Annotated in this window: 24 protein-coding genes and 2 pseudogenes; 8 read left to right on the forward strand and 18 right to left on the reverse strand. The window is 70.7% G+C overall.

Going from position 1 to position 26,077, the window contains the following annotated elements:
- Nucleotides 1-59: 59 nt before the first annotated feature.
- Nucleotides 60-212 (reverse strand): annotated as a pseudogene (locus tag ACFHWU_RS08045) (hypothetical protein); the annotation flags it as partial.
- On the opposite strand from ACFHWU_RS08045, the gene ACFHWU_RS08050 reads away from it, so the two are divergent.
- Both ACFHWU_RS08050 and ACFHWU_RS08055 read left to right on the forward strand, forming a co-directional pair.
- A complete protein-coding gene (locus ACFHWU_RS08050; RefSeq protein WP_416590292.1) occupies nucleotides 153-455 on the forward strand; it encodes a transposase in 303 nt (100 codons plus the stop codon). The pseudogene ACFHWU_RS08045 and the gene ACFHWU_RS08050 sit on opposite strands and share 60 nt — an antisense overlap.
- Nucleotides 456-802: 347 nt before the next feature.
- A complete protein-coding gene (locus tag ACFHWU_RS08055) occupies nucleotides 803-2,155 on the forward strand; it encodes a cellulose binding domain-containing protein (protein WP_416590204.1) in 1,353 nt (450 codons plus the stop codon).
- A 99-nt stretch (nucleotides 2,156-2,254) separates the two neighbouring features.
- Here the strand turns inward: ACFHWU_RS08055 and miaB are convergent, their stop codons facing one another.
- Together miaB and ACFHWU_RS08065 are read right to left on the reverse strand one after the other, a co-directional pair.
- Entirely contained in the window at nucleotides 2,255-3,754 is a 1,500-nt protein-coding gene (gene miaB / locus ACFHWU_RS08060) for a tRNA (N6-isopentenyl adenosine(37)-C2)-methylthiotransferase MiaB (protein WP_416590205.1), read from the reverse strand.
- Between the two features lie 37 nt (nucleotides 3,755-3,791).
- A complete protein-coding gene (locus ACFHWU_RS08065; RefSeq protein WP_416590206.1) occupies nucleotides 3,792-4,289 on the reverse strand; it encodes a hypothetical protein in 498 nt (165 codons plus the stop codon).
- A 163-nt stretch (nucleotides 4,290-4,452) separates the two neighbouring features.
- Here ACFHWU_RS08065 and ACFHWU_RS08070 point away from each other — a divergent pair, with 163 nt between their 5' ends.
- The 4 genes from ACFHWU_RS08070 (at nucleotide 4,453) to ACFHWU_RS08085 (ending at nucleotide 8,064) form a co-directional block, all read left to right on the forward strand.
- Entirely contained in the window at nucleotides 4,453-5,205 is a 753-nt protein-coding gene (locus ACFHWU_RS08070; RefSeq protein ID WP_416552810.1) for an amino acid ABC transporter ATP-binding protein, read from the forward strand.
- Between the two features lie 83 nt (nucleotides 5,206-5,288).
- Nucleotides 5,289-6,179 carry a glutamate ABC transporter substrate-binding protein gene (locus ACFHWU_RS08075; protein ID WP_416590207.1) on the forward strand — a complete coding sequence of 297 codons (891 nt, stop codon included), beginning with the start codon at nucleotides 5,289-5,291 and terminating at the stop codon, nucleotides 6,177-6,179.
- A gap of 99 nt (nucleotides 6,180-6,278) precedes the next feature.
- Nucleotides 6,279-6,986, forward strand: coding sequence for an amino acid ABC transporter permease (locus tag ACFHWU_RS08080; protein WP_416552814.1), 708 nt, complete (start codon nucleotides 6,279-6,281; stop codon nucleotides 6,984-6,986).
- Nucleotides 6,987-7,035: 49 nt separating this feature from the next.
- Nucleotides 7,036-8,064: an amino acid ABC transporter permease gene (locus ACFHWU_RS08085; RefSeq protein ID WP_416552816.1), complete on the forward strand. Its 1,029-nt coding sequence runs from the start codon at nucleotides 7,036-7,038 to the stop codon at nucleotides 8,062-8,064.
- A gap of 36 nt (nucleotides 8,065-8,100) precedes the next feature.
- Here the strand turns inward: ACFHWU_RS08085 and rny are convergent, their stop codons facing one another.
- The 7 genes from rny to ACFHWU_RS08120 form a co-directional block, all read right to left on the reverse strand.
- Nucleotides 8,101-9,879 (reverse strand): ribonuclease Y, encoded by a 1,779-nt coding sequence (gene rny, locus ACFHWU_RS08090; RefSeq protein WP_416590208.1) that lies wholly within the window; start codon nucleotides 9,877-9,879, stop codon nucleotides 8,101-8,103.
- A 500-nt stretch (nucleotides 9,880-10,379) separates the two neighbouring features.
- On the reverse strand, nucleotides 10,380-11,081 hold the full coding sequence (locus ACFHWU_RS08095; protein WP_416552820.1) for a regulatory protein RecX: 702 nt from the start codon (nucleotides 11,079-11,081) through the stop codon (nucleotides 10,380-10,382).
- 5 nt (nucleotides 11,082-11,086) lie between these two features.
- Nucleotides 11,087-12,133, reverse strand: a complete 1,047-nt coding sequence (recA, locus tag ACFHWU_RS08100; protein WP_278168039.1) for a recombinase RecA — start codon at nucleotides 12,131-12,133, stop codon at nucleotides 11,087-11,089.
- Nucleotides 12,134-12,521: 388 nt separating this feature from the next.
- Nucleotides 12,522-12,722 (reverse strand): DUF3046 domain-containing protein, encoded by a 201-nt coding sequence (locus ACFHWU_RS08105; RefSeq protein WP_281554019.1) that lies wholly within the window; start codon nucleotides 12,720-12,722, stop codon nucleotides 12,522-12,524.
- A 10-nt stretch (nucleotides 12,723-12,732) separates the two neighbouring features.
- Entirely contained in the window at nucleotides 12,733-14,049 is a 1,317-nt protein-coding gene (locus tag ACFHWU_RS08110) for an MFS transporter (protein WP_416568155.1), read from the reverse strand.
- Nucleotides 14,046-14,735: a UdgX family uracil-DNA binding protein gene (locus ACFHWU_RS08115; RefSeq protein ID WP_416568170.1), complete on the reverse strand. Its 690-nt coding sequence runs from the start codon at nucleotides 14,733-14,735 to the stop codon at nucleotides 14,046-14,048. Before ACFHWU_RS08115 ends, ACFHWU_RS08110 begins: the two co-directional genes overlap by 4 nt.
- 77 nt (nucleotides 14,736-14,812) lie before the next feature.
- Complete coding sequence (locus tag ACFHWU_RS08120; RefSeq protein WP_416590209.1) at nucleotides 14,813-16,162, reverse strand: aminotransferase class I/II-fold pyridoxal phosphate-dependent enzyme; 1,350 nt, start codon at nucleotides 16,160-16,162, stop codon at nucleotides 14,813-14,815.
- A gap of 38 nt (nucleotides 16,163-16,200) precedes the next feature.
- Between ACFHWU_RS08120 and ACFHWU_RS08125 the strand changes: the two genes are divergently transcribed.
- The gene (locus tag ACFHWU_RS08125) at nucleotides 16,201-16,872 is read left to right on the forward strand and encodes a pyridoxamine 5'-phosphate oxidase family protein (protein ID WP_416552827.1); all 672 of its coding nucleotides are present in this window, start codon (nucleotides 16,201-16,203) and stop codon (nucleotides 16,870-16,872) included.
- Between the two features lie 10 nt (nucleotides 16,873-16,882).
- Nucleotides 16,883-17,105: pseudogene (locus ACFHWU_RS08130) on the forward strand (hypothetical protein); the annotation flags it as partial.
- A gap of 88 nt (nucleotides 17,106-17,193) precedes the next feature.
- Here ACFHWU_RS08130 and ACFHWU_RS08135 read toward each other — a convergent pair.
- From ACFHWU_RS08135 to ACFHWU_RS08170, 8 genes are all read right to left on the reverse strand, one after another.
- A complete protein-coding gene (locus ACFHWU_RS08135) occupies nucleotides 17,194-18,258 on the reverse strand; it encodes a hemolysin family protein (protein WP_416590210.1) in 1,065 nt (354 codons plus the stop codon).
- Complete coding sequence (locus ACFHWU_RS08140) at nucleotides 18,255-19,592, reverse strand: hemolysin family protein (RefSeq protein ID WP_416552829.1); 1,338 nt, start codon at nucleotides 19,590-19,592, stop codon at nucleotides 18,255-18,257. The genes ACFHWU_RS08135 and ACFHWU_RS08140 overlap by 4 nt, the downstream gene beginning before the upstream one ends.
- Nucleotides 19,593-19,697: 105 nt before the next feature.
- Nucleotides 19,698-20,081 carry a monovalent cation/H(+) antiporter subunit G gene (gene mnhG, locus ACFHWU_RS08145; protein WP_416552831.1) on the reverse strand — a complete coding sequence of 128 codons (384 nt, stop codon included), beginning with the start codon at nucleotides 20,079-20,081 and terminating at the stop codon, nucleotides 19,698-19,700.
- Nucleotides 20,078-20,368 carry a monovalent cation/H+ antiporter complex subunit F gene (locus ACFHWU_RS08150; protein WP_123600656.1) on the reverse strand — a complete coding sequence of 97 codons (291 nt, stop codon included), beginning with the start codon at nucleotides 20,366-20,368 and terminating at the stop codon, nucleotides 20,078-20,080. Before ACFHWU_RS08150 ends, mnhG begins: the two co-directional genes overlap by 4 nt.
- Nucleotides 20,365-20,970, reverse strand: coding sequence for a Na+/H+ antiporter subunit E (locus ACFHWU_RS08155; protein WP_416552834.1), 606 nt, complete (start codon nucleotides 20,968-20,970; stop codon nucleotides 20,365-20,367). Before ACFHWU_RS08155 ends, ACFHWU_RS08150 begins: the two co-directional genes overlap by 4 nt.
- Complete coding sequence (locus ACFHWU_RS08160; RefSeq protein WP_416552836.1) at nucleotides 20,967-22,613, reverse strand: Na+/H+ antiporter subunit D; 1,647 nt, start codon at nucleotides 22,611-22,613, stop codon at nucleotides 20,967-20,969. The genes ACFHWU_RS08155 and ACFHWU_RS08160 overlap by 4 nt, the downstream gene beginning before the upstream one ends.
- Nucleotides 22,610-23,095, reverse strand: a complete 486-nt coding sequence (locus tag ACFHWU_RS08165; protein WP_416552838.1) for a Na(+)/H(+) antiporter subunit C — start codon at nucleotides 23,093-23,095, stop codon at nucleotides 22,610-22,612. The genes ACFHWU_RS08160 and ACFHWU_RS08165 overlap by 4 nt, the downstream gene beginning before the upstream one ends.
- A 1-nt stretch (nucleotide 23,096) precedes the next feature.
- A complete protein-coding gene (locus tag ACFHWU_RS08170; protein WP_416590211.1) occupies nucleotides 23,097-26,030 on the reverse strand; it encodes a Na+/H+ antiporter subunit A in 2,934 nt (977 codons plus the stop codon).
- Nucleotides 26,031-26,077 lie beyond the last annotated feature (47 nt).

A 26,077-nucleotide genomic window follows, 5' to 3' on the forward strand; every position in this document is an offset into this window, starting at 1 on the left:
TGCCCGCGGGCGGTCTGCCGGACGCGCAGCCCGTAGTTGAACACCACCCGGGCACATCCGAACACCTTCGCCAGCGCGACCCGCTGGCCGGGCGCCGGACAGCCCCGGAACCGGTACCGGAGCCGCACGAAACACACGACACCAAGTTGCCTATGCCAGAACTCGACGGTATCCGCACCGGTAGACACCGTGTTCCCGCGACGCATGTTCATCTGGTTCTCGTGACAACGTTCCGGCACCCGGTGTTCGCCGACCGCCACCTGACCCGGATGGAACAGATCACGCGTGTGACGTGTGCCGCGACTCCGAGGCCGAACTGGTCGCTCAAGGGCGTCTCCTCGCGCCGCCCGCAGCAGGAATCTCCCGACCTGGTGCGCCACTACCACCGGGCCAACAAGCTCTGGTCAGACTCGTACTTCGCCGGCTCCGTCGGCCGCCGCCACCGGGCATCGTGAAGCAGTACATCGAGCAGCAAAACCGGCCAGGTCAGAGCACTGCTGGGCCCCGGCGGCCCGCCCAGCGCGGGCCTTCACCCCCGGCCCGAAGGCCGGAGCACCGGACCGCATTCCGGTAGCCGGGCCCTTGTGGAGGCCACGTCGCCCTACCGCCTCCTCATGACACGACCCTTTGACATCGCCACACTTCTATGTTTCGCTAAGGAAAGCGCTTCCCCACACGTCCAGCGGGAGCCGTCCTGTCATACCTGCGGCGTGGTGCACCGCCAGCACCCCGCACCTGCGAGCCAACCCGGGCTGGCTCCTCGCACCGGCGACGCACCTCGCCATGCCGTAAGGAGATCTCAATGCACGCAGCACGGCGCCGCACGGCGCTGGCCACCACTGCGGTCGCTGCCGTCGCCCTGACCGGGGCCACGGTCGTCAGCGCAAGCACCGCCCACGCCGCTACCGGCTGCCGAGTCAGCTACTCGGTCGCCTCCCAGTGGCCGGGCGGCTTCACCGGCAACGTCGTCCTCACCAACCTCGGCGACGCGATGTCGTCCTGGTCCCTGCAGTGGACCTTTGGCGCCGGCCAACAGGTCGTTCAGGCGTGGAACGCCGAGATCTCGCAGAGCGGGAGCTCCGTCACCGCTCGCAATGCGAGCTACAACGGCGATCTCGGTTCGAACGCGAGCGTCTCGTTCGGCTTCAACGGGTCGTGGAACAACTCGTCCAACCCGGCACCGAGCAGCTTCAGCCTCAACGGCGTGGCCTGCACCGGTGGCACCAACCCGACCACACCGCCGCCCAACCCGACCACACCGCCACCGAACCCGACCACACCGCCACCCGGCCAGACGCCGACCGGCCTGGTCGGCTGGGCCACCCAGAACGGCGGCACGACCGGCGGCGGCAACGCCTCCCCGACCACCGTCACCAACTCCTCGGCGCTGTCCTCGGCGATCAGCGGATCCGGCTCGGCCGTCGTTCGGGTGTCCGGCACCATCTCCTGCTCCGGCATGCTGAAGGTCGGCAGCAACAAGACGATCGTCGGCATCGGCTCCTCAGCCACGATCTCCGGCTGCGGCTTCAACATCAGCGATCAGCGAAACGTGATCATCCGCAACATCAACTTCCGCAACTGGAACGATGACGCCATCAACGTCCAGACCGAGTCCCGAAACGTCTGGGTCGACCACAACAGCTTCTCCAACGGGTACGACGGCGCCGTGGACATCAAGCGCGGTTCCGACTACATCACGGTGTCGTGGAACCGAGTGTTCAACCACAGCAAGTCGATGCTCCTTGGCCACTCGGACAACAACGGCAGCCAGGACCGCGGTCACCTGCGGGTCACCTACCACCACAACTGGTTTGATGGCTCCGGATCCCGGCATCCGCGAGTCCGGTTCGGCAACCCGGTGCACGTGTTCAACAACTACTACTACGACAATGACTACGGCGTCGCCTCCACCGAGGACGCTGGGGTACTCGTCGAGGGCAACTACTTCGAAGACGTCGACGACCCGACGCACGTCGGCTACGCCGCGTCGGACCCGGGCACCCTCGTCGCCCGCAACAACCACTTCGTGAACTCCGGCACCCCGGAAACCGCCGGTGGAGTCGCGAGCATCCCGTACTCCTACTCGTTGACCTCCGCCAGCCAGGTCAAATCCGTCGTCACGAACGGCGCCGGCGCTGGAAAGATCGGCCTCTGACCCAATGACGTCCGTCTCCCGGCCGCGATGCGCGGCCGGGAGACGGCGCGGCCGGCATCAGCAGCTGGCGGGCGCCGGCGCAGCCGGCGGCTGACAGACTCAGCGGTCGCAGGCCGAGGCGGCCAGTGGCGCCGAGGGTGGCGCACCCACCGTCGGCAGCCCCAGCAGCACCGCACCGGTACGCGCCGTCTGCCCCGCCTCGTACGCGTCGCCGGCCCGGGTCCGACGGTGGGCGACCGGCTCGCCGTCGGCGTTGAGGTGGTGCGGTGCCGCGTAGCTGACGACCACCTCGACGAGGTCACCGGGACGAATGCGCCCGGCGAGCCGACCGGCGTCGAAGTGCACCAACCGGCCGTCCCGGGCCCGGCCGGACAACCGCCCGGTCCGCCCGTCCTTGCGGCCCTCGCCGACCGCGACCAGCACCTCGACGGTCCGACCGAGCAGCTGACGGTTCTCCGCCCAGGTGATCTCCTCCAGACAGGCGATCAGCCGGTCGTAGCGCTCCTGCACCACCGGCTTCGGCAACTGACCGGGCATGTCAGCGGCCGGCGTACCGGGGCGTTTCGAGTACTGGAAGGTGAACGCCGAGGAGAACCGGGCGGCCCGTACCACGTCGAGGGTGCGCTCGAAGTCGGCGTCGGTCTCACCGGGGAAGCCGACGATGATGTCGGTGGTGATCGCCGCATCGGGCATCGCCGCCCGTACCTTGTCGATGATGCCGAGATAGCGGTCGGCGCGGTAGGAACGGCGCATCGCCCGCAGCACCGGGTCCGAACCGGACTGCAGCGGCATGTGCAGCGAGTGGCAGACGTTGTCGGTCTCGGCCATCGCGGCGATCACGTCGTCGGTGAAGTCCTTCGGGTGCGGGCTGGTGAACCGGACCCGTTCCAGCCCGTCGATCCCACCGCAGGCGCGCAGCAGTTTGCCGAACGCGAACCGGTCGCCGAACTCGACGCCGTAGGAGTTGACGTTCTGGCCGAGCAGGGTCACCTCCAGCACACCCTCGTCGACCAGGGCCCGCACCTCGGCGAGGACGTCGCCGGGCCGGCGGTCCTTCTCCCGGCCGCGCAGCGACGGCACGATGCAGAAGGTGCAGGTGTTGTTGCAGCCGACGGAGATCGACACCCAGCCGGCGTAGGTCGACTCCCGCCGGGTCGGCAGGGTGGAGGGGAAGACCTCCAGCGACTCGAGGATCTCCACCTCGGCGGCAGAGTTGTGCCGGGCCCGGTCCAGCAGGGTCGGCAGCGCACCGATGTTGTGCGTGCCGAAGACGACGTCGACCCAGGGGGCCCGGCGGACAATCTCGCCCCGGTCCTTCTGGGCCAGGCAGCCGCCGACCGCGATCTGCATCTGTGGCCGCTTCTCCTTGACCGGTCGCAGGTGACCGAGGTTGCCGTACAGCCGGTTGTCGGCGTTCTCCCGCACCGCGCAGGTGTTGAAGACGACGACGTCCGGATCGTCGGACTCCCCCGCCCGGACGTAGCCGGCCGATTCCAGCAGGCCGGAGATCCGTTCGGAGTCGTGCACGTTCATCTGGCAGCCGTAGGTGCGCACCTGGTAGGTACGTGGGTGGCGGGCGTGTGCTGCGCTGGTAGTCATGACATCAGATAGCGTAGCTGGCCGCCCGCCGCCGGGATCACGCGGCGAGTGTCGGAGCCACCGAGTCGGGCCCCCACCGCGAGCCGCCGCAGAACAGCCCGGCCTGGCAGCCGGGGTCGGTCAGGCTGCACAGCCGCAGGTTGGTGCGGCGGTCACCGACGCTGGTCGGTTCGATGTCCAGGTGCACCGGGCGGACCGTGCCGTCCGGGGACACCAGCAGGTGGCGGGTCGCGTCGAGCGTGTCGTCAGCGAGTACGCAGCGACGTCCGGTCCGGCGGGCGAACGCGGCGAGCACCCGGTGCTCGGGCGGGTCGACCGGCGCGGCGTAGCAGTCGACGTTCACCGGGAAGTCCCCGGCCCCGTCCCAGACGTCGCAGAGCACCACGCCGTCGGGGAACCGCTCCGTCGAAGCCCCACCCAGCGACTCCACCGGACGACCGATGATCGCCGCGAGGGTGGCTCGGATCTGACCTGGGGCGAGCGGTCCGTCGACGGACCAGTTCCACAGCGTGGTGCAGAACGGTGCAATCGCCATACGATCATGTTGCCCGGACAGCAGCCGGCACGTGGGCTGTGTTACCGCTCCGTGACCATTTGAGTTGCCCACCGACACATCACGCCGCCTAAAGTGGCGGGACCACGTGAGGTGACCTCGACCGATCGTGACGACGAGGACGGTGCATGGACAGGGACGGTGCATGACGGTGACAACCAGAGAGCCGCTGATCGTGCTCAGCGGAGTCAACAAGTGGTTCGGTCCACTGCACGTGCTCCAGGACGTCGACCTCTCGGTCGACCGTGGTGAAGTGGTGGTGGTGATCGGGCCGTCCGGCTCCGGCAAGTCCACTCTGTGCCGCGCGATCAACCGTCTGGAGCCGATCAGCTCCGGGACCATCCTGTTCGACGGCCGACCGCTGCCGGCGGAGGGCCGGGCCCTGGCCCGGCTGCGCAGCGAGGTCGGCATGGTGTTCCAGTCGTTCAACCTGTTCGCGCACCGGACGATCCTGGACAACGTCACGCTCGGCCCGATGAAGGTACGCCGGGAGAAGGCGTCGGTGGTCCGCGAGCGGGCACTGCAGCTGCTCGATCGGGTTGGCATCGCCAACCAGGCGGACAAGTTCCCGGCCCAGCTCTCCGGCGGTCAGCAGCAGCGGGCGGCGATCGCCCGGGCGTTGGCGATGCAGCCCAAGGCGATGCTGTTCGACGAGCCGACCAGCGCGCTCGACCCGGAGATGGTCGGCGAGGTGCTGGACGTGATGACCTCGCTGGCCGCCGAGGGGATGACGATGGTCGTCGTCACCCATGAGATGGGCTTCGCCCGGCACGCCGCGAACCGGGTCATCTTCATGGCCGACGGGCAGTTGGTCGAGGACGCCCCGCCAACCGAGTTCTTCACCAACCCACGTAGCGACCGGGCGAAGGACTTCCTGTCCAAGATCCTCACCCACTGACATCCCCGCTCGAGGACGATTGCATCCAACGTGGAGGCGCCGCGACCCGGCGGGCTTCCCATCGTGAAGGAGAAAACTGAGCAATGCGTATGTCACGTATCGCGGCGGTAGCCGCATCGGCCGCGTTAGCGGTGTCCATGGCGGCCTGTGGCGACAGCGGCGGGGACGACACCGGCGGTGAGAACCCCGACGTGGCGACGCCGAGCTTCGAGGCCGGCACCACGATGGCCGAGCTGAGCGAGGCCGGCACGATGACCGTCGGCACCAAGTTCGACCAGCCCGGCTTCGGTAAGCTGGGCCTCGACGGTGAGCCGGCCGGCTTCGACGTCGAGATCGCCAAGCTGATCGCGGCCGAGCTGGGCATCGCCGCCGACGACATCGAGTACGTCGAGGCGCCGTCCGCAGTCCGCGAGGAGCTGCTGGAGCAGGACCGGGTCGACATCGTGGTGGCCACCTACACGATCAACCCCACCCGCAAGGAGCGGATCGACTTCGCCGGCCCGTACTACGTCGCCGGCCAACACATCATGGTCCGCGCCGATGACGACTCGATCACCGGGCCGGAATCGTTCGAGGCCGGGGACAAGAAGATCTGCTCGGTGCAGGGTTCGACGCCGGCGGAGAACATCCAGGAGTACCTGGCGGATGTCGGCGAGCAGCTGGTGCTCTTCGACATCTACGAGAAGTGCGTGGACGCGCTGCGCGGCGGTCAGGTCGACGCGGTCACTACCGACAACGTGATCCTGCTCGGCTTCATCGCCGACAACGAGGGCGACTTCAAGCTGGCCGGTGAGCAGTTCACCGAGGAGCCGTACGGCATCGGGGTGAAGAAGGGCGACGACGCGTTCCGCGACTTCATCAACGACACCCTGGAGAAGATCTACGACGACGGCTCGTACGCGCAGGCGTGGGAGTCCACCGCTGGCGAGTTCGACGACAACACCCCGACCGGTCCGGCGGTCGACCGCTACTGACCGTCGACGGTCGCACCTGATCGATCCCGGCCGGCCCGGCGGCGTCAACTCCGGGCCGGCCGGTAGCCCAGGTGGACGGTTCGCAGAAGGGTCTTTCGTGTGAGAGTGCTCGTCGACCACTTCGACGTCTTCGTCGGAGGTTTCTGGCTCACGCTGCAGCTGTGCCTGCTGTCCGCGACCGGCGCCCTGCTGATCGGCACGCTCGTCGCGATCCTGCGGATCTCACCGGTGCCGCCGCTGCGCTGGCTCGGTGGGGCGTACGTGACGGTGCTGCGCAACGTGCCGCTGACCGTCGTGATGTTCTTCTCGGCCTTCGGGTTGCCGGCGCTCGGGTCGAACGCCGACTTCCTGCGGATCCCCGGGCTGAGCACCGTGTTCAGCCGGCTCGGCATCGACCTGCCGTACTTTCGGTTCGCGATCATCGCGCTGAGCGTCTACACCGGCGCGTTCGTCTGTGAGGCGATCCGCAGCGGGATCAACGCGGTGCCACCTGGTCAGGCGGAGGCCGCCCGCGCGATCGGCCTGACCTTCACCCAGAACCTGCGGTACGTGGTACTCCCCCAGGCGTGGAAGGCCGCGGTCGTTCCGCTGGGCAGCGTCATCATCGCCATGATCAAGAATTCGGCGCTGGCCGGCTTCTTCGGGGTGGTCGGTGACCTGTCCAACTCGGCGCAGAACCTGACCAGCGCCCTCGGCGAGCCGATCATCCCGGTCTTCGTCGGCATCTCGATCGGCTTCCTGATCATGACCGTGCCGCTCGGGCTGCTGCTCGACCGGGTCGAGGCCCGCCGGGCGGTGGCCAGATGACCGCCCGGATCCCCGTTAGCGCTGCAGCCGTCACCGGAGGAACCGCACCATGAGCCAGCAGCAGAGCGTGCTGTACGACGCCCCCGGGCCTCGGGCCAGGCGGGTCACGCTGATCGTCAGCGTGCTGTCGGCTGTCGCCGCCGTCACCGCCGGCTACTTCCTGGTCTACCGGCCGCTGGCCGAACGCGAGCAGTTCACTATGGAGAAGTGGGGTCCACTGATCGATCCCGGCAACGAGGTGTTCGGTCAGGTCTGGACACTGCTCGGCGAGGGGGTCACCGCCACGCTGACCGCCGCCGGCCTGGCGATCGTGCTGTCGTTGCTGTTCGGCACCGCGCTGGCGGTGCTACGGATCCAGCTGAAGGCGCTGCTGCGCCGCCGGTTCACCGGGCTCGCCACCTCGTTCGCGCTGGCGCTGCGGGCGTTGAGCTGGCTGCTGAACCTGGTGACCCGGTTCTGCGTCGAGGTGTTCCGCGGCCTGCCGGTGGTCATCACCATCTTCTTCGTCGCCCGGGGCCTGCCGGACCTCGGCCTGGAGATCGTCCTCCCGTTCGGCCACGAGATGCTGCCGTACCTGGTGCTGGGTCTGACCATCTACAACGGCGTGGTGATCGCCGAGATCCTGCGCTCCGGGATGGAGGGTCTGCCGTCGGGGCAGCGCGAGTCGGCCGCCGCGATCGGGCTGACGTCGTTCCAGACCACCCGGATGATCCTGCTGCCGCAGGCGTTCCGGATCATGCTGCCGGCTCTGATCAGCCAGCTGATCGTGGTGCTCAAGGACACCTCGTTGGGCTTCATCATCGGCTACCAGGAGACGCTGCTGGTCGGCCGGACGATCATCCAGAACCTGCGTAACCCGATCCAGGTGTATCTGGTGATCGGGGTGCTGTTCATCGCGGTCAACTACGCGCTGTCCAAGCTCGCCGAGTCGGTGCAGCGGCGGCTGGCTCAGGGCCGGCGGACCAGCGCCACACCCCAGCCACCGGCGGCACCGGCGTCGACGGTGGCCGGCCAACAGACCGCGGCCGGCACCGGCGGCAGCGCCACCGGCGGCACGGCTACGTCGGACAGCAGCTGACCGGACGGGCCCGCCCGTTGACCGGCGTCCGGCCGGTCAGCGGGCGATTTCGGTGACCCGGGACTCGCGGACCACGGTCACCCGGATCTGCCCCGGGTAGGTCAGCTCCTCCTCGATTTGCTTGGCCACGTCACGGGCCAGCACCGCGGCACCGATGTCGTCCACGTCGTCCGGCTTGACCATCACCCGGATCTCCCGGCCGGCCTGCATGGCGAAGACCTTCTCCACCCCGATCTTGCCGGCGGCGATCTCCTCGATACGTTCCAGCCGTTTGACGTACGCCTCCAGACTTTCCCGCCGGGCACCGGGACGACCACCGGAGCACGCGTCGGAGGCCTGGGTGAGCACCGCCTCGACGGTCTGCGGCGGCACCTCGTTGTGATGCGCCTCGATGGCGTGCACCACCTCTTCGGACTCACCGTACTTGCGGGCCAGGTCGGCGCCGATCAGCGCATGACTGCCCTCGACCTCGTGGGTGAGCGCCTTGCCGATGTCGTGCAGGAACGCGCACCGCTTGATCAGCGGGACGTCCAGACGCAGCTCGGCGGCCATCACCCCGGCGATGTGCGCGGTCTCCACCAGATGCTTGAGCACGTTCTGGCCGTACGAGGTCCGGTAGCGCAGCCGGCCCAGCAGGGTGGCCAGCTCAGGGTGGATCTCGGTGATGCCGACGTCGACGAGCGCCTCCTCGGCAGCCCGGTGGCACAGCTGCTCCACCTCCTGCCGGGCGGTCTCGAAGACCTCCTCGATCCGGTGCGGATGGATCCGGCCGTCGAGCACCAGCTTCTCCAGGGTGAGCCGGCCGGTCTCCCGGCGTACCGGGTCGAAGCAGGACAGCAGGACCGCCTCGGGTGTGTCGTCGATGATCAGGTTGACCCCGGTGACGGATTCGAACGCCCGGATGTTGCGGCCTTCCCGCCCGATGATCCGGCCCTTCATCTCGTCGCCGGGCAGATGCAGGACGCTGACCACGCTTTCGGCGGTCTGTTCGCTGGCGACCCGCTGGATGGCGTCCACCACGATGTGCCGGGCCCGCTGGTCGGCGGTGTTGCGGGCGTCGGCCTCGATGTCGCGGACCAGGATCGCCGCCTCCCGTTTGGCCTGGCCCTCGATCGCTTCGACCAGCTCGCCGCGGGCCGCCTCGGCGGTCAGCCCGGCGACCCGTTCCAGCTCGCGCTGCCATCGCTCCTCGGCGGCCGCCAGGTCCGCTTCCCGGGCGGCCAGGGCTGCCTTGCGCTCGGCGAGTTCGGCGGCGGTGGCGGTCAACCGGCGGTCCCGCTCGGCGACCCGGTCGGCTTCCTCGGCGTGCTGACGTTCCCGTTCGTCCATCCGCTGGCCGCGCCGGTCCAGCTCGGCGGACTGCTCCTTGACCGTCCGGGAGAGCATCGCGATCTCCCGTTCGCCGCTGCGCCGGGCCGCTGCCCGGACCTGCTCGGCCTCGGTCTCGGCCTGCCGGTGGGCCCGATCCAGGATGGTGTCCGCCTCGGCCCGGGCGGCGTCGAGCACCCGACGGGCCTCGGCCCGGGCGGCGGTCGCTTCGGCCTTGGCGGCGGCGGCGTCGGTACGGGCCGCAGCGGCGGCGGCCTTGGCCTGCTCGACGGCGGAGGACGCCTCGTCGGCCGCGGTACGCAGCGCGGCGAGGGAGCGTTCCTGCTGGTCGCGGGCGGCGATGAAGGCCGGGTCCTCCTCGACCGGCGGCGCGGCCGCCGGTGTGGTGAGCCGACGCAGCGCGCGGGCACCGAGCGCGAGGCCGGCGAGCACCAGGCCGGCCAGCCCGACGACCGCGGCGAAGAGCATCCACTCCAGCCCGGTCATGCCGACCCTCCGGGCCTACCGACACTCGCGTGTCCCGCCGGCTTCCTGCGCTGCGCCACGACCGCCTCCAGTCCGCCGTCGGCCTTACCGGAAGCTTCTCGCTCCGGCCGGCCACGGCTATGGGAACGCCCGACCGTGGCGGCTGACCAACGACCAGACAGCACCGACGTGGGTGCGGGCACGACCACGGCGAAACGGCCGTTGTGCGTGCTGTCGCAGCCGGACCGGCCTGTCCGGTTGCGGCATGTCTGGCTACTGAGCTGCTGCTGCGAAGTGATGCCGTACTGTTATGCGATCTATGTTGTGCGGTTAGCCTGCGACGGGTCGGTTGTTCGTCTGTAACGCGAGGCTAGGTCGCGAGGGGCCGTTCGGTCAAGAAGTCATGATCAGACCGACAACGGAACGTAGGGCATCGGCGCGCTCACAGGCAGCATGTCGCGCTCAGGACGCGTCGGGATGAGTCGGAAATTTGGCACACCCCGCAGGGGGATGGCGTCCCGTCAGGTGGACCAGGGCTGCTCAGCATCCGGGTCGGGAACCTCGCCGGTCAGTGCCTCGGCATCCACCGTGTCGGTGAACTCGGCCGCCTCGGCGGACCGGGCGACCAACGCCTCCCGGACCACCGGCACAGCCACCCCCGCCGAGTAACCCTTGCGGGCGAGCATCGCGACCAACCGCCGGAACACCACGTCCGGAGCACCCCGGGCGGTACGCAGCTTGCGCTCGACGAGCTCCGCCGCGGTGGCCCGCTCGGTCGACTCGTCCAGCCCGTCCAGCGCGTCCCGGGCAATCTGCGGATCCACGCCGCGCTGACGCAACTCGGCGGCGAGGTTGCGCCGGGCCAGCCCTCGACCGTGATGCCGGCTGGTCACCCAGGCTTGGGCGAACGCCGCGTCGTCGATCATCCCAACCTCGTCGTACCGGTCGAGGACCGACCTGGCCGTGGCCTCGGAAATGCCGCGTCGCCGCAGTACGGCGGCGAGCTCCGCCCGGGTCCGGGGGCGGACGGCGAGCTGCCGCAGACAGATGTCGCGGGCCTGCTGCGCCTCGTCCACCGGCTGCCGGCCGGTAGCGGTGGACCCGGTGGCATGGTCGGCGGACCCGGCCGCCTCGGCGGAGCGGCCGGCACGGGAGGCGCGAGGACGGGGCGGAGCCGCATCCCAGCCCCTGCCCGTCCGTGCACCGCGTCGTCGACCAGCCATCCGGATCAGAAGTCGACCGGCGGCAACTCAGGCCCGCCGGCCTCGTCGGCACCGAGCGCACCGACGCCGAGCTTCTCCAGGATCTTCTTCTCGATCTCAGCCGCCACGTCCGGGTTCTCCCGGAGGAACTCCCGAGCTTTCTCCTTGCCCTGACCGAGCTGGTCGCCCTCGTAGGTGTACCAGGCGCCGGACTTGCGGATGATCGACTGCTCGACACCGACGTCGATCAGCGACCCCTCCCGGGAGATGCCCTTGCCGTACATGATGTCGAACTCGGCCTGCTTGAACGGTGCGGAGACCTTGTTCTTGACGACCTTGACCCGGGTCCGGTTGCCGACCACGTCGGTGCCGTCCTTGAGGCTCTCGATCCGTCGCACGTCGAGCCGCACCGAGGCGTAGAACTTCAGCGCTCGGCCACCGGTGGTGGTCTCCGGCGAGCCGAACATCACGCCGATCTTCTCCCGCAGCTGGTTGATGAAGATCGCGGTGGTGCCGGTGCTGTTCAGCACACCGGTGATCTTGCGCAGCGCCTGGCTCATCAGCCGGGCCTGCAGACCGACGTGGCTGTCCCCCATCTCGCCCTCGATCTCGGCGCGGGGCACCAGGGCCGCGACCGAGTCGATCACGATGATGTCCAGCGCGCCGGAGCGGATCAGCATGTCGGCGATCTCCAGCGCCTGCTCGCCTGTGTCCGGTTGGGAGACCAGCATGGCGTCGGTGTCCACGCCGAGCGCCCTGGCGTAGTCCGGGTCGAGCGCGTGCTCGGCGTCGATGAACGCCGCGATGCCGCCGGAACGCTGGGCGTTGGCCACCGCGTGCAGGGCGACCGTGGTCTTACCGCTGCTCTCCGGGCCGTAGACCTCGACCACCCGACCCCGGGGCAGGCCGCCGACGCCGAGTGCCACGTCGAGCGCGATGGAGCCGGTGGGGATCACTGCGGTCTGGATCACCGGCCGCTCGCCCAGCCGCATCACCGAGCCCTTGCCGAACTGTTTGTCGATCTGAGCCAGCGCCAGATCGAGCGCCTTTTCCTTATCTGGCACTGCCGCCATTGCTGCCACCCCTACGTTCGCCGACTTCCCAGGCGTCCTGGCCGAGCTTCTCGTCACCCGGGTCACGCTAGGCGCTGGGTCCGACAGAAAACAGCCGACGGGCCGCAACCTGTGGATGAGCACCTAGCTGTGGACAATAGCCGAACAGATGTACGAGTGGAAAACCAGACACGCCCACGAATCTCACCACCCAAAGCAGCCATTCGACCGCAAAGAGTGAATGCAGCTACGCGAACGCGCGCCCGTCAAGCAGAGGTACCTACCCGTCAAGCAAAGGCACGACCAGCCGACAGAGGTACGACCGGCCGGCAAGCGACGTGCTACACACACAGGCCGGCTCCCGGATACCCCGAGACTCGTGAATCCCAGTTCGACCGGCACTCGCCGTTCAGCGCAACCGGCCGGGAACCCGGTCGGGGTACGCGGCGCAGACCGCCCGCCAGACCACCGCCGTCTCCTCACCCGCCGCCAGCGCCTGGGCGATGGTGCGCCCACCCAGCTGGGCCAGCACCTGATCGGTGGCGATGCTGCGGGCGTACGCCGGCCCGAACGCCTCGTCCAACCGGCCCCAGAAGTCCGTCAACCGCATCCCTACCTCCTTACTGCTTCGACGGAGCCGACACCGGGCGCAGCACCAACCCCAGCAACGGCACCGTGGCCAGCGCCGACAGCAACGTCAGGACGCCGTAACCGGACAGCCCGACGATGATTCCGCTGACCGCGCCGGCGGATGCGCCGGCCAGGCCCATCACCAGGTCCGACAGGCCTTGCACCGACGGACGGACGTCGACCGGCACCGACTCCGACAGCAGGGTCGAGCCCGCGACCATGGTGCCCGACCAGCCGAGCCCGAGCAGCACCAGCCCGATCACCAGGCGTACCGGGTCGTGACCGGCGGTGCCCGCCACAGCGCACGCGGCCAGTAGCAGCCCGGCCCCACCGACGATCACCGGCCGGCGACCGGACCGGTCGGTGAGCCAACCTACCACCGGCGACAGCGCGTACATCCCGGCAATGTGCAGGCTCAGCACCAGCCCGACGGTGCGCAGCAGGTCACCACCGGAATGCCCCATCCCGATGTGGACCGGAGTCATCGCCATCACCCCCACCATCACCAGGTGGCCGACAGCGACAGCGCAGACTCCGAGCCGCGCGGCTGGCCGGGCCATGACCACCGCGAACGCCGCCCGCATGCCTCGGCCGGACCCGGCCCGCAGACCCCGACCGGACCGCACCGGGGCGGTCGCCGACGCGGGGTCGGCGATCCGCCGGGCGGTCAGCAGCGGATCCGGTCGCAGCAACATCAGCACCAACAGCGCGGCCAGCAGGAACGCCAGCGTGCTGACGGCGAACGGACCGGCCAGCGGCGGCAGCCCGACCCCACTGGCCGACCGGTCGGCCAGCCCGGCCAGGTTGGGGGCGGTCACCGCGCCGACCGTGGTCGCCCAGACCACCAGCGACAGTTGCCGGCCCCGACGACGCGGCTCGGCGAGGTCGACCGCCGCGTACCGGGCCTGGAGCCCGGCGGTCGTCGCACCGCCGAACAGGACCATGCCGACGAACAGCAGCGGCACCCAGCGCACCGCCGCGGCGGCCACCACCAGCACCGCCCCGGTCGCACCCGTCAGGTACGCGAAGACCAGGCCGGGACGGCGGCCGTGCCCGTTCATGAGCCGGACCACGGGTACGGCGAGCAGCGCCCCGCCGACCACCGCGGCGCTCTGCGCCAGGCCGGAGACGGTCACCCCGCCAAGCTCGGCGGCGAGCAGGCCACCGACCGAGATCCCGATGGTGACGCCTACGCCGCCGATCATCTGGGTACCGGCGAGCAGCCGCAGCGTACGGCGTTGGATGCGGGTGACGTCACCGGGTGGCGGCGGATCGGTCACCGACGGCGGTGCGGTGAGTGCGGTCATCGGCGTACCGCCGGGGTCGGGTTGCCCAGACCGGCGAGCAGTCCGCGGACGACGCCGAGGTCGGTGACCAGCCCTCGGTAGGCAATCTGCTGGTCGTCGGCGCGCAGCACCGCCGAGGGATGGATGGTGGCCACCAGCTGAGCCGGGCCCACCGGGAACTCCTCGGGCCGCTCGGCCGAGGCCGGCCACGGCAGCGGTACGCCACGCGAGCGGGTCACCCGGAACGCCGGACCGAGCAGCGCCCGGGCCGCAGTCGCGCCGAGCACCACGACGACGGCCGGGCGCAGCATCGCGAACTCGGCGACCAGCCAGGGCCGGCAGGCCACAATGTGCACCCGGTCCGGGGTCTGGTGGATCCGTCGACCGCCGCGCGACACGAAGCGGAAGTGCTTCACCGCGTTGGTCAGATAGATCTGGTCGACCGGGATCCCGGCGTCGTCCACCGCCCGGCGCAGCAGCCGGCCGGCCGGGCCGACGAACGGCAGACCCTGGCGGTCCTCGACGTCCCCGGGCTGCTCGCCGACCATCACCACCCGGGCATCGGGGTTGCCCCGACCGAAGACCACCTGGCTGGCGGGCTGGTGCAGTTCGCATCCCAGGCAGCCGGGGGCGGCAGCGCGCAGGTCGGCGAGGCTACGGGCACCGGCGGGGACGTACCCATCGGCTCCGACGGTGGATTCGTGCACGGTCACGGGTCCTTCCTACCCGGTTGCGGATCGCCCGGTGCGCCTGGGTTGACGGGTCCGGGCGCGGCCCGCGTACCTCACCTGCCGACCCCGGTGCGTCCTGCTGGGCGCAGCGCGTCGTGCACCGCCGCGGCGAGCTCGCCGGCCCGGTGCTCGTCGAGCCCGCTGACGGTGATCCTGATCCCCGGCGCGCCGCGTAGCCGGTAGCGGGCTCCGGCGGAGACGGTGAATCCGGCTGTCTGCAGCGCGGTCACCACGTGGGTCTCGTCCGTCACCGGCACCCAGACGTTGATCCCGCTGCCGCCGTGGCTGGCCACGCCGTGGGCGGCGAGCGCGGCCCGCAGCGCCTCCCGACGGCGCTGGTAGACCCGGCCGGCCCCGGCCACCGAGGCGGTGACCGAGGGGTCGCGCCACAACTGTCCGAGCAGCCGCTGCAGGACCGTGGAGACCCAGCCGGAACCGGTACGCATCCGACCGGCAACCCGGCTCAGTGTGGTCTCGTCGCCGGTCAACAGGGCGATCCGCAGGTCCGGGCCGTACGGCTTGCTGGCGGAGCGGACGAACGCCCATCGGGATGTCGCGCCGGCCAGCACGTGCGGCGGACCGTCGGAGAGCTCGGCGGCGTGGTCGTCCTCGATGAGCAGCACGTCGTCGGTCTCGCGCAGCAGCCGTCGCAGCCGGTCGGCCCGGTCGCCGTCCAGGGCGGCACCGGTAGGGTTCTGCGCCCGGGTGGTGACCACGATGGCGGACACACCGGCGGACAGCGCCGCCCGCAGGCCCGGTTCGGTAGGGCCACGGTCGTCCACCGTCATCGGCACCGGGGTGAGGCCCAGTGCCGCGATCAGATCCAGCAGGTTGGCCCAGCCGGGGTCCTCCACCGCGACCCGGTCGCCAGCGCGCAGATTGCTGGTGAGCAGGCGTTCGATCCCGTCCAGCGCGCCACTGGTGACGGTCAGACCGGCAGCCGGTAGGCCGTCGTCGGCCAACCGGACCGCAGCGAGCGCGGCGAGGTCGGGCAGCAGGCCGGCGTCGGCGTAGCCCTGCCCGGACGAGGTGTCGGCCAGCTGCCGGGCGACCGCAGCGAGATGTGTCGCCAGCGGCGGCAACAGCCGTGGATCCGGCTCGCCGGTGGACAGGTCCAGGGTGCCCGGCGGGGCCGGCGCGGACGGACCGGGCCGGGTCACGGCGACCGGTGGGCGGGCGCGGACCCGGGTGCCGCGTCGGCCGTCGGTGTCGACGATCCCCCGTTGGCGCAGCGCCTGGTACGCCTTGGCGACGGTGGCCGGGCTGACCTCGAGTGCGTCGGCGAGCGTACGCACCGCCGGCAGCAGGGCACCAGGTGCCAACGCACCCGTACGGACACCGGCCTCGACGCTGGCCGAGATCTCGGTCGCGGTCGCACCGGTCGGCTGATATTGTTCTGACACAAATATCATATTGTACTAGCACAATCTCAGGAGACCAAGTGTACCCCGCCACCGCCCGCACCACCGCCACGCGACACCTCAGCCGGGTGACCTACCAGCGCACCGAGGCACACCGCATCCTCGACGAGGCGTACCACTGCTGCCTGGCGTTCGTCGCCGACAACGCGCCCCGGGCACTGCCCACTCTGCACGTACGCATCGACGAGACCCTGTACCTGCACGGCTCCACCGCGAGCACCCCCCTGCTGGCCGCCCGGGACCCACAAGGGCTCGCCGTCTGTGTGGCCGTCACCCTGCTCGACGGCCTGGTCTATGCCCGCGCCCAGGCGCACCACAGTGCCAACTACCGGTCAGTCGTCGTGCACGGCACCGCCCGGCTGGTCAGCGACCCGGCCGACAAGCGGCGGGCACTCGACGCCCTGATCGACAAGGCAGCACCGGGCCGGGCCGCGGACAGCCGGCCACCGACCAGCCGGGAACTCGCGCAGACAGCGGTGCTCGCCGTCGCTCTCGACGAGGTATCGGTCAAGGCCCGCGCCGGTGACCCCGTCGACGAACAGGCCGACCTCGCGCTGCCGTACTGGGCCGGGGTGGTGCCAATGCGCACCGTCGCCGACCCGCCGCAATCCGCCGCCGGAGTCACCCGGGCGGTGCCGACCTACTTCACCACCAGCGAGATTTCTCTCGCCAACGGACCGGCGGACAGGTGAGGATGCCCCCATGCTGGGCACCACCGACATCTGGACGTACGTCCTGGGCACCGTGGCGATCGTCCTGCTGCCCGGGCCGAACTCGTTGTTCGTCCTGTCCACCGCCGTTGCTCTCCGCACTGACGATGCAGTTCCGGCAGCGGCGACGGCTCGCCGCGACGGTCACCAGCGGGGTGGGCGCTCTGTTCCTCGGCTTCGGGGTCAAGCTCGCCACCGCCAGCGCCGGAGCAGCCTGACCGCCGGAGCATGGCCGCCGGAACAGCCCGACCCGTAGGAACAGACTGACCGCTGAGCGGCCAACCGCCACCGTCGGCACGCAGCTCAGCGCATCCGCCGTCCCCTCGGTACGGTGTCCGTCTCGTCGTCGAACTCGCCGATGACCTCCTCCAGCAGGTCCTCCAACGCCACGAAACCGATCGGCCGGTCGGCACCGGCACCGTTGGTGACCAGCGCTAGCTGGACCTGGTCGGCGCGCATCGCCGCCACCGCCTCGGTGACGGTTGCCGTCGCCGGCAGCAGGAACGGCCGGCTCATCAGCGATTCTGCGGTCGGCGCGCCGTCACAGGTGTTCGCCCGTACCGCGTCGCGTACGTGCACGATGCCGATCAGATCGCCGGCCTCCCCGCAGACCACCAGGCGGGACCGGCCGCTGCCCAGGGACAGCTCCTCCACCCGCTCGGCGGTGTCCGTCCGGGCCACCGCGACAACCTGGTCCACCGGCTGCATCACGTCCCGGACAGTGGTGCGCTCCAGCTGGAGCATCTTGGCCAGCAGCTCGTGCTGGTCCGGCGGCAGCAGCCCGTGCTCCCGCGACTGTTCCAGCAGGATGCGCAGCTCGTCCGGGCCGTGCACCTGGGCGAGCTGGTCCTGCGGTTCGACCCGGAACGCCCGCAGCACGGCATTGGCGATCGCGTTCAACCCGGACAGGACCGGCCGGGACACCCGGGCGAACGCCCGGAACGGCAGCGCCAGCAGCAGCGCCGACCGCTCCGGGTGGGTGATCGCCCACGACTTCGGTGCCATCTCGCCGACCACCAGGTGCAGGAAGACCACCAGGGCGAGGGCGAACAGGAACGCGACCAGGTGACTGGCCGCGTACGGCAGACCGGCCCGTTCCAACAGCGGCGCCATCAGCCGCTCCACCGCCGGCTCGGCCAACGCGCCCAGGCCGAGGGTGCAGACGGTGATGCCCAACTGCGCCCCGGCGAGCATCAGCGACAGCTCGCGGGAACCGTCCAGCGCCGCCCGGGCCGCCCGCGAGCCGCCCGCCGCGGCCTGTTCCAGGCGATACCGCTTGCTCGCCACCAGGGCGAACTCCGCGGCCACGAAAAACCCGTTCAGCGCGAGCAGCACCAGTGAGGTCAGCAACGCCCACCCGGTGCTCACCCGATCACCTCCAGCCGTACCGAGTCAGGCACGTGCCGGTCGACGGAGATCACGTGCAGTACGGCCCGCCGGGCCGGATGGTGGCCGTTGCCGGCGGTCATCTCCTCCAGGCTGATCGAGATCTGGTCGCCGACCTCGGGCACCCGGCCCAGTTCCCGCATGACCAGGCCGGAGAGGGTGTCGTACTCGGGGGCGGTCGGCAGCTCGACACCGGTGGTGTCGGCGACCTCGTCGATTCGCCAGCGGGCCGGCACCAGCCAGGAGCCGTCCGGCTGGCGGGCCGGGGCCGGCTCCGGCGGGTCGTCCTCGTCCCGGATCGGGCCAACCAGCTCCTCGGCGATGTCCTCCAAGGTGATCACCCCGGCGAAGCCGCCGTACTCGTCGACCACGCAGGCCAGCTGCCGGTGCCCCTTACGCAGCCGGTCCAGCACCGCCGGCAGCGGCAGGGTCTCCGGCACCAGCAGCGGGGGGACCATCACCGCCGCGACCGTCGTCACCGCCCGTCGCGACGGCGGCACGGTGAGCACGTCCGCGATGCTGGCGATGCCGACCAAGTCGTCGACGCCGTCCGAGCCGTGCACCGGGAACCGGGAGTGCCCGGTGTCCAGCAGCTCCACCAGCCCGGTCAGCGGCGCGTCGACCCGTACCGTGTGCACGTCGACCCGCGGCACCATCGCCTCGCCGGCGGTCAGCTGCCGGAAGTGCAGCCCTCGGTCGAGCAGCGTGGACATCGCCGAGTCGAGGTGCCCCTCCTGGCGGGACTCGGCGATGATCTGGCCGAGGTCCTCGGCGGTGGCGCCACTGGGCAGCTCCTCGATCGGCTCGATGCCGACCCGCCGTAGCAACCGGTTGGCCGCGATGTCGAACATCCGGATCAGTGGTCCGGCGACGGCCAGGTAGATCAGGGTCGACCGGCTGAGCGCCCGGGCCAACGTCTCGGCCCGGGCGAGGGCGAGGTTCTTGGGGGCCAGCTCACCGAGGACCATCTGCACCACGGTCGAGATGATCAGCGCCAGCCCGACCGAGATGGTCAGGCTGGCGGCCGGCGGAACACCGACCCCACCGAGCAGCTCGGACAGTCCGGCGCCGAGGTACGGCTCGGCGACGTAGCCGACCAGCAACGCGGTGACCGTGATCCCCAACTGGGCACCGGAGAGCATGAACGACAGCCGGCTGGTCACCCGCAGCGCCCGGGCGGCGGCCGGGTCGCCCCGGTCGGCCAGGGTCCGCAGCCGACCCCGGTCGACGGCGACGTAGCCGAACTCCTGGGCGACGAAGTACCCGGTCGCGACCGTCAACACGGTGATCAGAAAGAGACCGAAGACGATCAGCACCGGGGGCTCAGCGCTCCGGCGACCGGCGGCCGGAATGTCGGCAGCCGGGTGCTACCCGGCTGGCTACTGCTGCCCTCCTGGGCAGGAGCATCGGTCATGGCCGGATTATATAGTGGTCCGCCGCTGCCCACCGGTACCGTCGCCGCCGGTGCTGTCGACCGCCATTCCGTCCGCCTCGTCGGTGACCAGCAGGTCGCGCCGGACCAGATTGGCCCGGTAGGCGGTCCGACCGATGATGTGGGCCGCGACCGGCGCGGTCGCCATCTGGAAGACCGCCACCATCAGCAGAGTGGCCAGTTCGGTGCCGCTCTGCAGCCGCAACGCCAGCCCACTGAGGACCAGTAGCAGGCCGAGAACCTGCGGCTTGGTCGCCGCGTGTATCCGGGCGGCGACGTCGGGGAAGCGCAGCAGACCGATGCTGGCCGCCAGGCTGAGCAACGCGCCGCCGATCAGCAGCGTGCCGGACAGTACGGTCAGCACCCCGTTCACCGTTGCTCCCGTTCGGCGGCGGCCACCGCGGGCGGGCGGGCGGCGACGAACCGGACGATGCTGACCGAGCCCACGAACCCGAGCAGGGACAGCACCACCAGCACCGGCAGGGTGGTGGCGTGCCGGTTGACCGCCGCCTCGGCGGCGAGCCCACCGACGATGATGGCGATCAGCACCTCGGCGGCCACCACCCGGTCGAGCAGTGTCGGACCACGGATGATCCGCCCGACGGTCAGCAGGGCCGCCACGGCCAGCAGGACGGTCACCACGACGGCCACGAAGGTCATCGATTCTCTCCGTTCCCTGGGCGGGGATCGTTTCCTGGAAATGGATGGTCGGCCGGGCGAGGAAGGTCGGCGAGGTGACGCACGTCGTCCGCCGAGCCGACGGCCCGGACGATCCGCTCCTCCAACGCCAGCACCTTCCGCCGGGCCCGCTCGACGTCGTGGTGGTCGACGACGTCGAGCACGTGGACGTAAAGGGTGCCGCTGGCCGGGTCGGCCTCGACGATGAGGCTGCCCGGGATCAACGACAACGCCTCCGCGGTGAGGGTCAGGTTCAGGTCGGTCCGGACCCGGAGCCGCACCGCGAGGACCGCGCTGCGCGGGGTGTGCCCGAACCGGACGGCGGTCCAGGCCACCTGCGCGCTCGCGATGAACAGGTCGACGACGAACCGGACGAGGAAGCGCAGCACCGCCAGCGGCCGAATCCGGCCCTCGAAGGCGACCGGCGGCAGCGGGAAGACGGTGACCACCACCAGTGCCACCAACGTCCCGCCGAGCAGGTTGCCGACGGAGAACCGCCCGTAGAACAGGTTCCACAGCACCACCAGAGCGGCGACCGCGACGATCTGGGTACGCCAGCGCGCGGCCCTGGACACCGGACTCATCGGGCTCCTCCCTGCGGGAACACCGCGTCAACGTACGGCGTCCGACTCACCAGGTTGGCTGCCGCCTCGGTGCCGATCTGGTACAACGGTCCGGCCAGCACGGTCAGCGCCAGGCCGAGCAGCACCAGTGCGGTGGTCGCGCCGACCAGCAGGGGCGGCATCGGTTCCACCGACCCCGGGCCGTCGGCGGCGAGCGGGGTGGAGGCCGAGTCGGTGGACGGCACCCGGACACCGGACACCGCCCGGGTGACGGACGGCACCGTTGCCGGCTGCGGGGCCGTAGCAGGTGCCGGTGCCGGCGCCGGACCGCCCGCTGCGGCCTGCGGGGCCGTCTTGCGCCAGAAGGCGAGATTCCACACCCGGGTCACCGCGTACAGGGTGAGCAGGCTGGTCACCACCGCGCCGGCGGCGACCACCCAGACCAGCGGTCCGCCGTCGGCGGCCCCGGCCTGCAGCAACCCGAGCTTGCCGAGGAACCCGGAGAACGGTGGTATGCCGGCCAGGTTCAACGCGGGCAGAAAGAACAGCGCGGCGAGCAGCGGCGCGGCCCGGGCCAACCCGCCGAGACGTTCCAGGTTGGTGCTGCCGCCCCGGCGCTCCACCAGCCCGGTCGCCAGGAACAGCGTGGTCTGGATGGTGATGTGGTGCACCACGTAGAAGATCGCCGCCGCCAGTCCGGCGGCGGTGCCGAGCGCGATCCCGAACAGCATGTAGCCGATGTGACTGACCAGGGTGAACGAGAGCAGCCGCTTGATGTCCGACTGCGCGACGGCACCGAGGATGCCGACCACCATGGTCAGCAACGCGACCACCAGCAGCAGGTCGCGGGTGCGTCCGCCGGGGAACAGCAACGTCTCGGTACGGATGATCGCGTAGACGCCGACCTTGGTCAGCAGACCGGCGAAGACGGCGGTGACCGGAGCCGGCGCGGTCGGGTAGCTGTCCGGCAGCCAGGCCGACAGCGGGAACACCGCCGCCTTGATGCCGAACGCGAGGAGCAGCATCAGCTGCAGCACCAGCCGCAGATCGTCGGGAAGTCCGTCGAGCCGGTCGGCCAGCTGCGCCAGGTTCACCGTGCCGGTGGCGGCGTAGACCAGCCCGATCGCGGTGAGGAAGATGACCGAGGAGAGGATGCTGACCACGACGTACGTGGTGCCGGCCCGGATCCGTACCTCGGTGCCGCCCAGGGTGAGCAGCACGTAGCTGGCACCGAGCAGGATCTCGAACCCGACGTACAGGTTGAACAGGTCCCCGGAGAGGAACGCGTTGGTCACTCCGGCGGTGAGGATCAGGTACGTCGGGTGGTAGATCGCCACCGGTGTGCTCTCCCGGCCGTCGGCACGACCTTCGCCGATCGAGTACAGCAGTACGCAGAGCGTCACCGCGGTGGAGACCACCAACATCAGGGTGGCGAGCTGGTCGGCGACCAGCACGATGCCCAGCGGCACCGGCCAGCCACCCACCCGTACCACCTGGGGTCCTTCGATGTGGGCGGTGACCAGCAGGGCGAGCGCGACGCCGAAGCTGACGGAGAGGGCGGCGACGCTGGTGGTCCGCTGGGCGCGCGGATGCCGGGCCAGCACCAGGGTGATACCCGCGCCGAGCAGCGGCACGATCACCGGCAACGGCACCAGGAAGCTCACGGGTCGCTCCGATCGAGATCGCCGGCGCGGGCCGGGGCGGTACGGGGGGCACCGATCGCGTCGATCGGGTCGGTGTCGTTGTCGTCGCTGTCCTCGGCGTCGTCCTCGGCGTTGGGTCCCTGGTCGGCGAGGGCGCGCTGCACAATGAGCCGGTCCTCCAGGTCGTCCTGGACCTCGTCGTGGCCGAAGAGCAACCAGCTGCGGTACGCCATGGCGAGCAGGAACGCGGTGAGCCCGAGCGTGATCACGATCGCGGTGAGGATGAGCGCCTGTGGCAGCGGGTCGCTCATCTCCTCGGCGGCGGTCACCTCGGCGATGGGCGCCCCGCCGGGCCGCCCGCCCAGCAGGATCAGCAGGTTGGCCCCGTTGCCGAGCAGGACCACCCCAAGCACCACCCGGGTGAGACTGCGTTCCAGCAACAGGGTGACGCCGGCGGCGAAGAGCACCCCGACGACCAGGACGAGCACGATGTTGGGCGGCATGTCAGCTCCTTCCTCCGGCGACCCGGTCGCCGGCGGCACCCGGTGCGGTGGCGTCAGCGGCGGCGAGCTCGCCCGGCGGGGTGTCGTCCACCTCGACGTCCGGCTCGGCGGACCGCGCGATCTGCCGGTCGACCTCGGCACCGAGGCTGCGCAGGATGTCCAGGACCAGACCCACCACGATCAGGTAGACGCCCACGTCGAAGAAGAGCGAGGTGACCAGGTGGACGTCGCCGATCACCGGCAAATGCAGGTCCACGATGGCGCTCTGCAGCACGTCGGCGCCGACCAGGATCGGACTCAGCCCGGCGCCGATCGCCAGGAACAGACCGACGCCGAGCACCAGCCCGGCGTCCACCGGTGCCGCCTCGTTGAGTTCGTGGCGGCCACCGGCGAGATAGCGCACCGCCAGCGCCAGCCCGGCCACCAGCCCGCCGGCGAACCCGCCACCGGGCGCGTTGTGGCCGGAGAAGAGCAGGAATATCGAGTAGACCAGGATGGCGTGGAACAGCAGCCGGGTGACCACCTCGAAGATGATCGACCGGCCCCGCGGGGTCTGGGTCGCGCCGCCCCGCAGCCAGATCCGTTGGCGCCGGGACCGGGCCGGCGGGGACGGGCCGCCCGGCCGGTTACCGTGGCCGGCTGCGGTCGCGGCGCCGACCCGGCGGGGACCCGGCCCGGTACGCGGCCGCAGGAACACCAGGCTCGCCACGCCGGTCGCCGTGACGACCAGCACCGAGATCTCCCCCATGGTGTCCCAGGCCCGGATGTCGACCAGCGTCACGTTCACCACGTTGCGCCCGCCGCCGTACTCCACCGCCTGTTCGGGGTAGGCCGCTGAGACGGGTGCCGCGTCCCGGTTGCCGACCGCCGCCATCGCCATGCCGGACATCACCACGCCGACGACGACACCGAGGGCGATCCGCGCGTACCGGCTGGAACGCAGTGGACGTTCCGAAAAGTAGATCGGCAGCCGACGAACCACCAGGACGAACACCACGATGGTGATCGTCTCGACGAGGAACTGGGTGAGCGCCAGGTCGGGTGCGCCGTGCAGGACGAACATCAACGCGGTGCAGTAACCGGTCACTCCGGCCAGGATGACTGCCTTCAGTCGGCGTTGCGCCCGGACCGTGGCGATCGCGGCGACCACCAGGACCGCTGCCACCGCGATCTGCACCGGCGTGTCGTACCAGCGCCACTGCCCGGTCCACGGCCGGGTCACCAGCAGCGCTCCACCGGGCACGGTGACCAGCACCAGCAGGATGATGCCGAGGTACTGCGGCAGCGACCCGCGCTGGGTGGCGCCGGTGACCTCCACCGAGATCCGGTCCAGCAGGTGGGTCGCCTGGGCGTAGCTGGTCGCCCCGTCGGTCGGAGCCCGCAGCCGCCGCTGCACGGCGGCCACCCGGTCCCGGGCCAGGAACAGCGCGGCACCGCCGACGAGCGCGACCAGGGACAGCCCCAGCGCGGGGGTGAACCCGTGCCACAGCGCCAGGTGGTAGTCGCCCGGACCGAACAGCCCGGCGTACGGGGTGAGCACCGTGTCGACGACGCCGGCCGCCGGCCCGAGCAGCAGACCGAGCAGCGCCAGTACGCCGACCGGCAGCACGAACACCGGGCCGACCGACACGGCGGCAGTCGGCTCCCGACCGGGCTTGCCGACGAACGCGCCCCAGATGAACCGGGCACTGTACGCGGTGGTGAACACCGAGCCGAGGACGATCAGCGCCAACACGACCGGGTCCGGTGCGAACGCCTCCAGGACCGCCTCCTTGCCGACGAAGCCGAGCAGCGGAGGCACCCCGGCCATCGACGCGGCGGCGAGCGTAGCGGCCACGGCGACCGCCGGCATCCGGCGGCCCAGCCCGCTCAGCTCGGTGAGGTCGCGGGTGCCGGCGCACCGGTCGACGATGCCGACCACCAGGAACAGGGTCGCCTTGAACAGGGCGTGGGCGAGCAGCATCGTCGCCCCGGCCAACGCCGGGCCGCGTTCGCCCGTGCCGGTCACCACCACCAGCAGACCGAGCTGGCTCACGGTCCCGTACGCCAGCAGCAGCTTGAGGTCGGTCTGGCGCAGCGCCGCCCAGCCGCCGGCCAGCATGGTGGCGGTGCCGGTGGTGACGATCGACCAGTACCACCAGGGGTTGCCCGCGTACGCCGGTGACAGCAGGGCCACCAGGTAGATGCCGGCCTTCACCATGGCGGCGGCGTGCAGGTAGGCGCTGACCGGGGTGGGCGCGGCCATCGCCGAGGGCAGCCAGAAGCTGAACGGGAAGATCGCCGACTTGGCCAGCGCACCGACGAGGACCAGCACCAGCGCGACGGCCAGGTAGCCGCCCCCCGGCGGTGGGCTGGCCGCGATCTGCGACCAGCGGTAGGTGCCGGCCTGCTCACCGAGCATGATGAACCCGACGAGCATCGCCAGGCCGCCCAGGGTGGTCACGATCAGCGCCTGGGCGGCGGCCCGGCGGCTGGCCCGTTTCTCCGGATGGTGGCCGATCAACAGGTAGGAGAAGACGGTGGTCAGCTCCCAGAAGACGTAGAGCAGGATCAGGTCGTCGGCGAGGACCAGACCGAGCATGGCTCCGGCGAATCCGACGAAGTTCGCGGTGAACCGGCCGAGGCCGGGCTCACCCGACGCGAAGTAGCGGGCGCAGTAGATCAGGACCAGGGCTCCGACGCCGCCGACCAGCAGCACCATGAGCCAGGACAAGGTGCCGACCCGAAGCGTCAGGTCGAGGCCGAGCTGCGGCACCCACCGGTACGTCTCGTCGAGCGTGGCACCGTCGCGTACCGCACCGGTGTTGGCCAGTGCCCAGCCGGCGGCGGCGCCGGGCGCGGCGGCCAGCAGGTAGCAGGCACGCGGACCCCACCAGCGGACCAGCACCGGCGCCACGAGCGCCGTCACCAGGTGGACGATGAGCAATACCAGCACGGATGGCTCCAGGTAGGTATCGTCGCGGGCCCACGCGTCGGCATGGG

The organism is Micromonospora sp. LOL_015 (assembly GCF_048060275.1).
In the GTDB taxonomy this organism is placed as follows: Bacteria; Actinomycetota; Actinomycetes; order Mycobacteriales; family Micromonosporaceae; genus Micromonospora_E.